The organism is uncultured Succinivibrio sp. (assembly GCF_902756765.1).
Taxonomy (GTDB): domain Bacteria; phylum Pseudomonadota; class Gammaproteobacteria; order Enterobacterales; family Succinivibrionaceae; genus Succinivibrio.
This window is the reverse complement of record NZ_CACVSS010000003.1, coordinates 13,587-25,721: the sequence shown is the minus strand read 5'-3', so window position 1 is coordinate 25,721 and position 12,135 is coordinate 13,587. Positions and strand designations below refer to the sequence as shown.

At 38.3% G+C, this 12,135-nt stretch carries 11 protein-coding genes and 1 tRNA gene; 7 read left to right on the top strand and 5 right to left on the bottom strand.

Going from position 1 to position 12,135, the window contains the following annotated elements; all coding sequences use genetic code 11:
- Positions 1-14 precede the first annotated feature (14 nt).
- Together pyrB and pyrI are read left to right on the top strand one after the other, a co-directional pair.
- Positions 15-938, top strand: a complete 924-nt coding sequence (gene pyrB, locus QZU45_RS00770) for an aspartate carbamoyltransferase (protein WP_295350407.1) — start codon at positions 15-17, stop codon at positions 936-938.
- A gap of 1 nt (position 939) precedes the next feature.
- Positions 940-1,437 carry an aspartate carbamoyltransferase regulatory subunit gene (gene pyrI, locus QZU45_RS00765; RefSeq protein ID WP_295350404.1) on the top strand — a complete coding sequence of 166 codons (498 nt, stop codon included), beginning with the start codon at positions 940-942 and terminating at the stop codon, positions 1,435-1,437.
- A gap of 65 nt (positions 1,438-1,502) precedes the next feature.
- Here pyrI and QZU45_RS00760 read toward each other — a convergent pair whose 3' ends face one another.
- Positions 1,503-3,452 carry an EAL domain-containing protein gene (locus tag QZU45_RS00760; protein ID WP_295350401.1) on the bottom strand — a complete coding sequence of 650 codons (1,950 nt, stop codon included), beginning with the start codon at positions 3,450-3,452 and terminating at the stop codon, positions 1,503-1,505.
- Between the two features lie 182 nt (positions 3,453-3,634).
- Between QZU45_RS00760 and QZU45_RS00755 the strand changes: the two genes are divergently transcribed.
- A complete protein-coding gene (locus tag QZU45_RS00755) occupies positions 3,635-4,150 on the top strand; it encodes a methylated-DNA--[protein]-cysteine S-methyltransferase (RefSeq protein WP_295350398.1) in 516 nt (171 codons plus the stop codon).
- A gap of 47 nt (positions 4,151-4,197) precedes the next feature.
- Here the strand turns inward: QZU45_RS00755 and rlmD are convergent, their stop codons facing one another.
- Positions 4,198-5,568, bottom strand: a complete 1,371-nt coding sequence (gene rlmD, locus QZU45_RS00750) for a 23S rRNA (uracil(1939)-C(5))-methyltransferase RlmD (RefSeq protein ID WP_295350394.1) — start codon at positions 5,566-5,568, stop codon at positions 4,198-4,200.
- A 105-nt stretch (positions 5,569-5,673) separates the two neighbouring features.
- Here rlmD and QZU45_RS00745 point away from each other — a divergent pair, with 105 nt between their 5' ends.
- On the top strand, positions 5,674-6,189 hold the full coding sequence (locus QZU45_RS00745; RefSeq protein WP_295350390.1) for a YMGG-like glycine zipper-containing protein: 516 nt from the start codon (positions 5,674-5,676) through the stop codon (positions 6,187-6,189).
- Between the two features lie 11 nt (positions 6,190-6,200).
- Here QZU45_RS00745 and QZU45_RS00740 read toward each other — a convergent pair.
- A tRNA-Ile gene (locus QZU45_RS00740) sits at positions 6,201-6,277 on the bottom strand.
- A gap of 99 nt (positions 6,278-6,376) precedes the next feature.
- Entirely contained in the window at positions 6,377-8,218 is a 1,842-nt protein-coding gene (gene dnaG / locus QZU45_RS00735) for a DNA primase (RefSeq protein WP_295350387.1), read from the bottom strand.
- Between the two features lie 217 nt (positions 8,219-8,435).
- Between dnaG and QZU45_RS00730 the strand changes: the two genes are divergently transcribed.
- The 3 genes from QZU45_RS00730 to QZU45_RS00720 all read left to right on the top strand — a co-directional run bounded on the left by QZU45_RS00730 (position 8,436) and on the right by QZU45_RS00720 (position 11,655).
- Positions 8,436-9,806: a DUF4910 domain-containing protein gene (locus QZU45_RS00730; protein ID WP_295350385.1), complete on the top strand. Its 1,371-nt coding sequence runs from the start codon at positions 8,436-8,438 to the stop codon at positions 9,804-9,806.
- Between the two features lie 19 nt (positions 9,807-9,825).
- The gene (locus QZU45_RS00725) at positions 9,826-10,641 is read left to right on the top strand and encodes a formyltransferase family protein (RefSeq protein WP_295350382.1); all 816 of its coding nucleotides are present in this window, start codon (positions 9,826-9,828) and stop codon (positions 10,639-10,641) included.
- 132 nt (positions 10,642-10,773) lie between these two features.
- Positions 10,774-11,655, top strand: a complete 882-nt coding sequence (locus tag QZU45_RS00720; protein WP_295001292.1) for a symmetrical bis(5'-nucleosyl)-tetraphosphatase — start codon at positions 10,774-10,776, stop codon at positions 11,653-11,655.
- Here QZU45_RS00720 and QZU45_RS00715 read toward each other — a convergent pair.
- Positions 11,652-12,134 (bottom strand): dihydrofolate reductase, encoded by a 483-nt coding sequence (locus QZU45_RS00715; RefSeq protein WP_295350379.1) that lies wholly within the window; start codon positions 12,132-12,134, stop codon positions 11,652-11,654. The two genes, QZU45_RS00720 and QZU45_RS00715, sit on opposite strands and share 4 nt — an antisense overlap.
- Position 12,135: the final 1 nt, after the last annotated feature.

The following is a 12,135-nucleotide window of genomic DNA, read 5'->3' as shown; positions in this document are numbered from 1 at the left end:
TAAAGGGACAAAACATGACAAATCCACTTTTCCAAAAAGATATAATCTCTATATCTGAATTCTCTAAAGACCATATCGAATTAATTCTTAAAACTGCGTTTGAGCTTAAGAAGAATCCACGCACTGATCTGTTAAAAGACAAACTTATCGGTGTAACTTTCTTTGAAGGCTCAACCAGGACCCGTCTTTCATTTGAAACTGCTATTCAGAGACTAGGCGGAAGAGTTATCGGATTCCCTGATGCGGCCAACACCTCATTAGGAAAGAAAGGCGAGACCTTCATGGACTCTATGAGAATCATCACCTCCTACACAGATGCCCTTGTAATAAGACATAACAAGGAAGGTGCCGCAAGATTAGCTGCAGATATATCACCTGTGCCTGTTATCAACGCAGGTGACGGTTCAAACCAGCATCCATCTCAGACCATGCTAGATCTGTTTACCATAATGGAAACTCAGGGCAGACTTGAGGATATTTCAATCGCCTTTGTCGGTGATCTGAAGTATGGGCGTACAGTACACTCTCTGGCAGAAGCCTTATCCTTATACAATGCAAGAATTTATCTGGTTTCTCCAGAATCACTGGCAATGCCTCAGTACATTCTTGATGATCTGACCAAGAGAGGTATTACTTTCTCAGTACACAGCAGTCTAGAAGAAGTAATGCCAAAGATTGATATTCTTTACATGACTCGTGTTCAGAAAGAAAGATTCGATGAAACAGAGTATCAACACTTAAAATCAAAATACATCCTTACCCCAGAAACACTTGCAGATGCAAAGGAAAACATGAAGATTCTTCACCCTCTGCCAAGAATTGATGAAATTGTTTCTTCTGTAGATGATACCCCTTACGCATATTACTTCAAACAGGCAGCTAACGGTGTATATGCCCGCGAAGCTATTCTTTCACTAGTTCTGAACAAGGAGATTTAAGATGTCAGAAGCTCATGTAGAAAACAACAAATCAAAACTCCTTGTTGAGGCTATTGCTAACGGAACTGTAATCGATCATATTGCCCCTGGACAGGCAATCAATATCATTCGTATGTTTAAATTCCTGGGGAAAGGCAATCAGCTTACTGTTGGATTCAACCTGCGCTCAGGTGATCTCGGCAAGAAAGATATCATTAAGATTGCTGATGTTGTATTTTCTCCAGCACAAACAGAACAGATTGCAGTTCTAGCTCCAAATGCAACCATCAATCAGATTGAGGACTACAAGGTAGTAGATAAATACAAATTAAGACTGCCAGCAGAAACTGTAGGTGTTTTCAAATGTCCAAACAGCAACTGCATCACCAACGAGGAAAAAGATGCAAATGCTCGTTTTAAGATTTCTACAGAAGGAAATCAGATCCAGATGAAATGCCGCTACTGCGAAAGAGTCTTTTCTAGAGAAGTTGTACTTGAGTTCAACGGACTAGGAGCATAATTTCAAACAACACAGACCTCCCCACACGCGGGAGGTTTTCATTCCGCTCGGCGAGTAAATATCTTTTAATGACTGATAATATTTAAAGATTCCAGCGGACAGTGTATCTCTGAATTCTTCTCAAGATACTCAAGAATCAAATCTGACGGTAAAGGTCTTGAAAAATAAAAGCCCTGTAGAAACTCAATTCCGCATTCCTTAAAATAATTTGCCTGTGCATCAGTTTCAACACCTTCAGCCACAATAGAGCAGCCTATCGAATGAACCAGGTTGATGATAGACAGAAGAACCGTCATAGATTTTCTATTTTTTTCATCAAATGCCTGCCAGATCAGAGATTTATCAATCTTGATTAAATCATAACTGATAGAGGCCATATTGTAGAAATTAGAATATCCAGTGCCAAAATCATCCATTGACAGCTTATATCCTAATTTTCTTAACTTAGATATATTAGACTGAGCAATTTTTCCAGAATGAACCGCAGCGGTTTCTGTGACTTCAAAAAATATAAACTTAGGAGAAAGATTATAGTTCTTAACAGCCTGATGCAGACGATAAGGTAATGATGGCTCTGAGAGCTGTATTCCCGACAGATTTACAGCAATTCCTTGAATAATATTTTTCTTATCCAGATTGTATTTTCTGATAAAACTGCAGACCTTGTTTATTACTCTGTCACCGAGCTGATAGATTAGACCTTTTTTCTCGGCAATAGGAATAAATACATCAGGAGAAACATACCCCTGAGATGATTCGGCCTTAAGTCTTATCAAAGCCTCAAGATATACGCATTTTCTAGAAACAGAATTGATAATTGGCTGGAAATACACATCAAAACCATCCTCATCAATGGCTTTCTGAAGTAGAGTTTCAATCTCCTCTCTATACTCTCTCCGATCTGCAGTTGCCTTGTCAATTACCTGAATGGAGTGATTATTACCATATTCATCTGCATTTCTACAAAATGAAAGCAAATCCATCAGATCTTCTGAATCAGACACGATATTAGGACATTCAACAGAACAGACTGAAAAAGAAGGTGTTACCATGTAATCTGACAGCAGCAGAGTTCTATCTGATAATTTGTAGTTACCATAAAGATGCTCAAGATCTTCTTTTGAGCTAATTATGAAACCGAAACTGTATTCAAGGGTTCTGAAAATATTGCGGCTTTTAAATTCAGGAATCGTCATAATTGCCTTTTCTATGCATTCTAAGCAGACTTTCTGACCATAAGTTGCTCTGATTGACTCAACATTCTGCAGAGAAAAATTAATCACCCAGAAATGGCGTCTGAGTTTAAAAAACTCCTGAATTGTATATTCAAATGAATATCTTGAAAAAGCCGATGGTATATCCTTATCCGTATGCTCCTTAGGGTTTTCAAAAATCAGATAGAAACACAGCACTGCCACACATGACGAAGCTGATGACAGGTGCATAAAAGGGAAGAAATACTGAACTGTCGCTGTTACAAGCCAGATAAAAAGAAATAAAACATATTCATAGTAGAAACGTTTTTCCTTCGAAGGATCTGACCTTAAAAGCATAAAAACAATAAGCAGGAAATAACAGGCAAAAGCCAGATAGCTGCTTTGAGAGATTATCCCATAAGAGTAGGCTTCATCTCCCTCTGAATGGTAACCTATATCTCCAAAAATAACCATAAGAAAAGATACACACAGAGGAAGAGTTCTCAGTACAAACTGCGCATTTGTATAGTTTTTAATTGATCTGGTTCTAAGATCAATATACATATAAATCAGCCAGATATTGATATTTACAGTAACAAAGAAAAGCTGGTGAACTATCTTGGTACTTAATATGGTGAAGTATTCCGGATGGTAATATGAAAACAGACATAGAGATTTAAACAGAATACTTAAAGCTGAAAAGAAAATCAGAACCTCAAACATTTTTGTAGTGTACAGCTTCAACCTTCTGTAACGATAAAACTCCATTACCACAATGAAGATGATAATAAAAGAAGCAATCTGTAAGCCGTAAGACATGTTTTTCACATCCTCAAAAAACTGTCGAGAAATTTTTCTGATTAAATTTGCTTTATTTCCCTTTAACCTTATCACTTTCGGTAAAAACAAGCCTAGAAATAGCTCACAAGACTGTATTTTTATGGAGAAGAGGCAAATAATAGTCTTATCAAAGTATCATCAGTACAAAAAATTGGAGATAAATGGACTTTGTAAATTACTATGAGTCGCCTCTTGGAAAGATAACACTTTCTAGTGACGGTACAAAACTGACAGGACTGTGTTTTTTTGATCAGAACAACTATGCAGGAACAATGGATAGTCCTCACTCAGAGAAAGAGTTGCCGGTATTCACGCTTGCAAAGAACTGGCTTGCTATTTATTTTGCAGGAAGGTGTCCTAACTTTAGTCCGGAAATAACTTTTAAAGGTACAGCCTTTCAGGAAAGAGTATGGAATGAATTACAAAAAATTCCATACGGACAAACCACAACCTATGGCGAAATAGCCAAAAGGCTCGCAGCAGAACAGGGACAGCGTCACATGTCCGCTCAGGCTGTAGGAAGAGCTGTCGGACATAATCCTATAGCGATAATCATTCCATGCCATAGGATCATAGGCTCAGGAGGTAAACTTACCGGATACTCCGGAGGACTTGAACGAAAAGAAAAACTTCTACTTCTGGAAAGAGTTGATTCTTTGCAAACTGGTACAATGTAGCCTTTTTGTTTTTAACTCCGTTCTTAATGGACTGAGTTTTGAGAATATTACATCTTCTCAAGAAGACAAATAGTCTCCACATGCGAAGAGAAAGGAAACATATCAAAGCTTTTTACTGCTTTAACCTTAAAGCCGTTTGCATACAAAGTCATCAAATCTCGAGACAGAGCTGTCAGAGAGCAGAAAATGTAAGCCAGTTTCAAAGGGGCTTTCAGCCTGCATAACTGAAGACAGGCTTTCTCTCCAATTCCTGCTCTTGCAGGATCACAGATAATTGCTCGAATATTTTTCTTTCTAAGCTGATCAGTAAGGCCTTTAGTAATATCAGCTACCTCAAAGAACACGTTCTCCACTCCATTGAGGCGGGCGTTGTTCTTTGCAGCACTAATTGATTCCTCCACTATTTCCAGGCCGTACACCTCTTTGAAGAAAGGACTAAGACACAGTGACATAGTACCTACGCCACAGCATAAATCCAGAGCAACTGACTCTTTATCCTCTCCACACCAGCTAACAGCTTCCTCATACAACTGACATGCAACCGGATAGTTAACCTGCAAAAAGGTATGAGGTCCAGCAGCAAATCTATATCCGCATAAAGGAAGTTCTACAGTCTCCTTTCCGTCCACAAGATAAGTGGTATCACCAAGAATTCGGTTGCCCCTGTCAGAATTAACGTTTATGTATATGGAATCAATTCCAAACTGTCTGGCCGTATTCAGATAAGAAAGTTTTAATGCATCAGAAGCCTTTGAAGACAGGATCAGAGTGCATAATTTTCCCTCAAGAGTATCTCTTAAATAAAGAGCTCTCAATTCTCCATTGCAGGATGCTTCATCATACACAGAGATGTTCTGTTCCGTCAGCTTTGCACATAACGCGGAAGCAAACTCGGAAAACCAGGCAGGTTCATATTTGGATGATCTTATTTCAATAACTTCATGAGAACGACTCTTAAAGAATCCATTAATAATTCTGCCGTTTTCAAGAGAAAAATGTCTTATGGATTTATATCTTGATGGCTTAGATATATCACAGGGATGAACATCTTCCACAAGCTCAGAAGATAAGCCTGCTTTCTTTACCGCAGAAATAATATCCTGTTTCTTTTTTCTCAATGTTGCCTCATAAGTCATGTGACCATAGGCATATAGGGAAGGATGCTCCAGTTCATTGAAATTTTCAGCTCTGTCCTTTGATTTGCTTATAAAGGATAAAATTCTTCCCGGTCTTCTTTTAGAGCCATTTGCAAAAGGCTCTCCGATCTCAACAAGAAGGACCTCTCCTTCAAGGGCGCCTTCTACATAAATTTCGCTATCTTCATAATAAGCAATGCCCTGTCCGAAGGAGTTAACTTCAGAAATCTTGATTTTAACAGGATTTTGATAATTCTTATAAACTATACTTTTCTTAGACATATACTGAACATTTTTTTTATTTTTAACAGAAACGATTTTAGCAAAAATGAGATAATATTCCTAAAATAACGTTTGGTGAGAACTTACTACAAGGACATAAAAATCATGAATTATAAATATTCTTTACCAGCAGTCGTAATTGCAGCATCTGTCCTAGCCATAAACGGCTGTACTAACCCAACCACTGAAGCGGGCTCTGTAAATACCTTTTATGACGGAACAATTACAGATATTGAACGTGTAGATATGAATAACAAACAGCAGGATTCCTCTACCAATGCGGTAATGGGAGCTGTTGCAGGAGCGATCGTCGGTAATATGCTCAACGGTCATACCACAGGAACACTTGTTGGAGCAGGAGCTGGTTTACTTGCAGGAAAAGGTTATTCAATGCTGGCAGATAGAACTGACGGTGTAAGAATGACAATTGAGACAGAAAATGGCCCAATGATTGTTGATATGCCATTCTCCTGTATGTACGGGGTCGGCAAGAAAGTTCGTCTTGTAACTGGAAGTACAAACGGTTCCGTGATGGTTGAAGAAAACGGTCATTACGTAACTGCAACAAAAGACAGTATGAGTAAGTGTCCAACTGTATTAGAGAAAAAGAAATCTGAATAGATTTAATGGAGTGGTGGCCCATTCCCGACTTGAACGGGAGACCAAACGATTATGAGTCGTCTGCTCTGACCAACTGAGCTAATGGGCCATATTTCGAAGAAGTATTTTACCTATTTTATATTTATCAGTCAAGGAATTAGCCTGCCATTGTTAAGATATGGCAGGCTTTTTTCTTTGTTTAACGCTTCTATTTCTGATTATTTCTGATTATTCTCTGGATTACCCCATATTCTTCAAGAGCATTCGGATTTCCCTGAGATAGCTGAATTTTCAGCATCTGAGCTCGTTCTTTCAATGGTTTTAAAAGAACATCTCCCAGCAGTACCGCAAAATAATCAATTCTGTCATTGAAAGGAAGCTCGGCTCCTGTTGTGGTAACAAGGTTCAGAGGAGCATCCATTAAGAAACGAACTGTTTTTTCGTATTCCGTTCCTCTGGTAAGTTCAATAAAGTTTGCAGGAGTGATTTCTGGATTTTCAGAAATCAGTTGCAGAATACCTTCAAGATGAGAGCTTCCGTTTACGTTCATTCGCTTGCACAGGGCAACAAAAGTATCTAGAGAAAACTCATGATATACCGAAGAAACAACAATCGGCTGCTGAACAATAAAAGCCATTAGCTTTCTCATTGGAGTTTTCAGTACTTCCCCTGCTTCTGCTTTTCTGTCGTTATTAAAGGATTCTGAGATTATTCTCTGCTCTGACTTATTTTCTTTTACAGAATCCTTATTGGCTTTAAGCATGTCATACAGCTGATTTTCTGAAATTCCCGATGGTGTTGACAAAAGTTTTATACACACCATCTGCACCGCAGACAAAGGGATCTGAGCAATAAGTTTTATAGAATTATTAATAAAAATTGATAATTCATTCGGATCCTGCAGGTTAAAAGACTGTGAATTATGCAGAACCAGAAACTCCGGATAACTCATTGCCTCATCAAGAAACTTTACAAAGGCGTCCAGCCCCTTTTCTCTTACGAGTGAATCGGGATCATGCTCCGGAGGTAGAAAAGCAAAACTGATCTCCTTTCCTTCCTGCATGATTGGAGTAATAATCTGCAGAGCATGCCATGCTGCATTTCTACCGGCACTATCACCGTCATAACAGAAAACAATTCTATCTGTATAACGGAACATCGTCTGAATCTGCTCTGGTGTTGTTGCTGTACCCAAAGACGCAACAGCATAGGAACAGCCAGCCTGACGAACTGAGATTACGTCCATGTAGCCTTCTACAACAACCAGGCGCTGAGGGCGGTTGTTATTAGCCAGAAGACTTTCATATAGACCGAAAAGTTCCTGTCGCTTTCTGTAAATCGCAGTTTCCTTGGTGTTCATGTACTTAGGCTTATCGTCTCCCATGGTTCTACCACCAAAGGAGATAATGCGTCCTCTTTTATCAAAGATAGGGATCATAACCCTGTTTCGATACATGGCATGAACACCGTACTGCCCCTGAACCAGTAAACCGAGATCAATCAGTTTCTTTTCATCCCCGGGATTTCTGCAGATTGCATCCTGAAGAAATCTTGGATTTGCAGGAGCAAAACCCAGACGGCATTTCTGAATAGTTTCATCAGAAAGACCTCTTTTGTTTTTAAAATAATTGTAGCCGACTTGTCCTTCTGCAGATTTCAGGCAGGATGAAAACAGAGAGGCGCATCTGTCCATCAGCTCGTAGTATTCTTTCAGCCGGTCATACTCGTCTTTTGAATGAGAGGATGACTTATCGTATTCAACCTCAATTCCCGCAAATTGAGCAACCTCTTCTACAGCTTCAACAAAGCCAAGATTCTTGTATTTCATTACAAAATCAATGACATTGCCATGTTCTTTACAACCAAAGCAGTAGAACATCTGTTTTGAGGGTGTCACACTGAAAGAAGGTGTTTTCTCATGGTGAAAAGGACAGCAGCAGGTGTAGTTTGAACCTGCTTTTTTTAACTGAACATAATTATTTATCAGCTTCTCAATAGCCACATTAGGCAACAGCTTTTCTGTAATAAAACTTTTTTTGATAAATGGCATTGTTGTGTCCTTTTCCTTTTTTTAGAAAAACATTTTACTTAAAAAAAATCGGTCATTCTTCCTAAGGTATCTATTTTTTTCCATTTAAGAAAAAAAATATTTAAAAAACAACAGAAAACAAATTCTTTAATAATCATTACTGCTAAAATCAACCATAATTAAACAGAGGTCTATCGATTTTTATAATTCCTTATAAAACAATTAATTATAATTTAGTATGAAAAAAAGTCTGTACAGTATCAAAGAGATAAACAGCCTTTTTGACAGGTTGTTTCCTCTAAACAGAAGTATTCTTGGTGAGGGATATAGAAAATCTCTAGAAATTCTTTGTGAATATATACCTTTTAATCTTCTATCTTACCCTACAGGAAAGCAGGTTCTAAACTGGAAAATACCAAAGGAATGGGTTATTCATGAAGCTTTCATAGAAGATCTGGATAATAACAGAATTATAGATTTTAAAGATAACAACCTGTATGTAGTCAATTATTCTCAGCCAATTGATGAAGTCATACCTCTAGATGAATTAAAGAAACACATTTTTGTTTCCCCTCATCTTGAAGATGCAGTACCTTATACAACCTCATATTACAAAGATAACTGGGGATTCTGCATGACGCAGAAACAGCTTCTCTCCATGAAAAATAAAAACTATCATGCCTGCATTAAAAGTGAGTTTACAGATGGCAGACTGGTCAACGGAGAGTGCCTGCTAGAAGGAGAATCAAAGAAGGAAATTCTTATCACAGCGTATCTGTGTCACCCCTCAATGGCAAACAATGAGCTGAGTGGACCGATTGTTCAGGCGATGCTTTATCAGAGAATAAAAAGCTGGAAACAGCGTCGTTTCTCCTACAGATTTCTTATCAATCCAGAAACAATTGGTTCCATTGCCTACATCTCTGATCATTATGAGAGCATAAAGGCCAATACCTTTGCAGGTCTTGTTCTAACCTGTCTTGGAGGATTGCAGGATACATTCCGTCTTAAAAAATCACGAAAAGAGGATTCTCCTTTTGATCTTCTTGTAGACAGGATCAATGATGGGACCTACTCAGACTTCTGGGAAGATAATACTCCTCAGGATAAACGACATATCAGAGTTGAACACTTTGATCCTTCCTGTGGATCAGATGAGAGACAGTACTGCTCTACCGGACTGAATCTGCCAATATCTCAGATAGCAAGAAAGGTTTACGGTTCCTACCCTGAGTACCATACATCTCTAGATAATAAAGCTCTTATGGGAATGGAATCGCTTGTAGATTCATGCAACAAGCTTGAAAGGCTGTTACTGCTTCATGAAAAGGAAAAGTATTACCAGAACAACTATCCAAACGGAGAAATTAAACTCGGAGATTATGCTTTATATCCTGGAGTAAATACAAACGGCTCTAGAAAAGATTCAAGTATGAACGATATTATAAATAATCCGGCCTTTATCAGAAGAGTCATGTTTTTGCTCAATTATAGCGACGGAACCAAACCGCTGTCATATATTGCCCGCAGACTTGGTTGTAGCTGTTCAGCTCTTCAGGGAGTTGCCGATATTCTTGAAGAAAAAGGTCTTATTCAGATCATTAAGTAACAAGATAAGGATTTTATTTGTGAAAAAAGTTGTACTGCTATGCGGCTCTCATCCAAGACATCTGTTTGTAGCAAAGGAACTGCTAAAACATAATCTTCTTGCAGGAATGGTTATGGAGATTAGAGAGAACTTCGAGCCGGTTCCTCCGTCCACACTCTCAGATCTGGACAGGCAAAACTTCATTCTACACTTCAATAAGCGCTCTGAATCCGAGAAGAAATTTTTCAGTCAGATAGATGCTGAGGATTTTAAAACAAAGATTCCATTTTTAGAGATTAAACTCGAAGAGCTGAATTCAGATAAAACCTATGACTTTATAAACAGCTTAAAAGCAGATCTTATGATTTCCTACGGAGTACATAAGCTTGATGATAAGATTCTGACTCTTCACAACGGCAATAATTTCAACATCCATGGAGGTCTATCTCCATGGTTTAAGGGAAACACCACCCTTTTCTGGCCTTTCTATATGCTAAGACCAAACTGGGCAGGCATTACCATTCATCGATTAACTCAAAAGCTCGATGGAGGAGAAATACTGCACCAGAGTCTACCAGAACTGAATACAGGAGATTCCATGCATGATGTGGCCAATAAAGCGGTTATTCAGGCTACATGTGATCTTATAAAAATCATTCAGTTGTACGACAGTGGAAAAGAGCTAATCTGTCATGAACAGAAAGGTAACGGAAAACTGTTTTTATCTGAAGATTGGACGCCTCAGACACTAAGAGTTATCTATAACCTCTTTAATGACAAGATTGTGGATATGTTTTTAAATGGAGAAATAACCAGTAATCCCCCAAAAATCATTGATTTTTTCAGCGAAAAATAGCCAATTACTGTGTTTTTTACTTATTTTTGCATAAAAATAGAAGTTTGCGTTTTCACCGATAGAGACTAAAATATACCAATATTTCGTTGAAAATCCTGTTTTCGTATCAGAACAGAGTACTTTGGGGAAAAAATGTCTGCATATGTGTTTGGCGACCTTCACGGCTGCTATGATGAATTTTCAAAGCTTCTGCATAAAATTGACTTTAATGCAGGTAAAGATGAACTTTTCCTGACAGGAGATCTTATCGGCAGAGGCCCTCAACCTGAAAAGACTCTTGATACTATCATTAATCTGAAACAGAAATTTCCAGATAAAATTCATTGTGTCCTTGGCAACCACGATCTGAATTTTCTTGCTATTGCTGCCGGTTTTCACGAAGCGAGAAAGAAGGATAATCTTGAAGGTTTACTTGGCTCAGACAGACTTGATGACTACCTTAATTTCTATTATTCAACACCTCTGCTTTTTATTGATCACAGCAAAAAAATCGCAGTAAGTCATGCCGGTGTTTATCCTATGTGGGATCTTGAAGAAGCCCAGAAACATTCAGATGTATTTGCAAAAGTATTAGGCGATCCTGTCTCAAGAAAACTGTTTTTAGCAAACATGTATGCAGATCATCCGGTATGTTACACAAAAGAGCTGGAAAGCAGTGATTTAAACTACTGGAGATTTATCGTAAACGCCTACACCAGAATGAGACTTTGCGATAAGAAAATGAATCTGGACTACGGCCATTCAGACTGCTCCTTAAAAGAAGCAGAAAAAGATCATCTTTACCCTTGGTTTAAGTACGGAAAACCATTCATGTACCGAAATAATGCCTATACTCTAACCTTTGGTCATTGGGCAGCATTGAACGCAGAATGCAACGAAAAGAATATTATTGCGCTTGATACAGGTTGTGTCTGGGGTAATAAACTTACCTGTCTGTGCATAGACAACGGTAAGAAAACCACAATTAAATCAGGAGTAAAAATCGAATTCAGTTCAATGAAGAAAACCAGTTAGGCTTTTTTCCAGGTTTCAAATACGTATTCAAAACCACAACTCTCAGAATAAAAGCTCTCGCTTGATTCAAGTTTGAAAGGATATGCAGAGAAATCAGGGAATCTGGTATCCCCTTCCACTGTTTTTCTGATTCTAGTTAAGTGAAGTACAGAGGCTAAAGGAAGAGCCTCTTCGTACATACGGGCCCCACCAATAACCATTAGAGTATTATCACCTGCAAATTCAATGGCCTCGTTAAGACTCTTAACAACAACCAACCCTTCAATTTTCTTATCAAAAGTTGAACTTACCATGATATTTAGGCGGTTAGGTAAAACACGACCGATTGACTCGAAGGTTCTTCTGCCCATCACTACAGGGTGACCTGTAGTGATTGCTTTAAAATGCTTGAGATCTTCAGATAAATGCCAAGGAATCTCCCCCTTGTTACCAATCACAAAGTTATCAGCCAGTGCAACAATTATCTGAATATCTGCCATT

Coding starts and splice junctions, on each gene's coding strand:
- pyrB (WP_295350407.1), top strand. CDS start 15: ATGACAAATCCACTTTTCCAAAAAGATATAATCTCTATATCTGAATTC.
- pyrI (WP_295350404.1), top strand. CDS start 940: ATGTCAGAAGCTCATGTAGAAAACAACAAATCAAAACTCCTTGTTGAG.
- QZU45_RS00760 (WP_295350401.1), bottom strand. CDS start 3,452: ATGTCTTACGGCTTACAGATTGCTTCTTTTATTATCATCTTCATTGTG.
- QZU45_RS00755 (WP_295350398.1), top strand. CDS start 3,635: ATGGACTTTGTAAATTACTATGAGTCGCCTCTTGGAAAGATAACACTT.
- rlmD (WP_295350394.1), bottom strand. CDS start 5,568: ATGTCTAAGAAAAGTATAGTTTATAAGAATTATCAAAATCCTGTTAAA.
- QZU45_RS00745 (WP_295350390.1), top strand. CDS start 5,674: ATGAATTATAAATATTCTTTACCAGCAGTCGTAATTGCAGCATCTGTC.
- dnaG (WP_295350387.1), bottom strand. CDS start 8,218: ATGCCATTTATCAAAAAAAGTTTTATTACAGAAAAGCTGTTGCCTAAT.
- QZU45_RS00730 (WP_295350385.1), top strand. CDS start 8,436: ATGAAAAAAAGTCTGTACAGTATCAAAGAGATAAACAGCCTTTTTGAC.
- QZU45_RS00720 (WP_295001292.1), top strand. CDS start 10,774: ATGTCTGCATATGTGTTTGGCGACCTTCACGGCTGCTATGATGAATTT.
- QZU45_RS00715 (WP_295350379.1), bottom strand. CDS start 12,134: ATGGCAGATATTCAGATAATTGTTGCACTGGCTGATAACTTTGTGATT.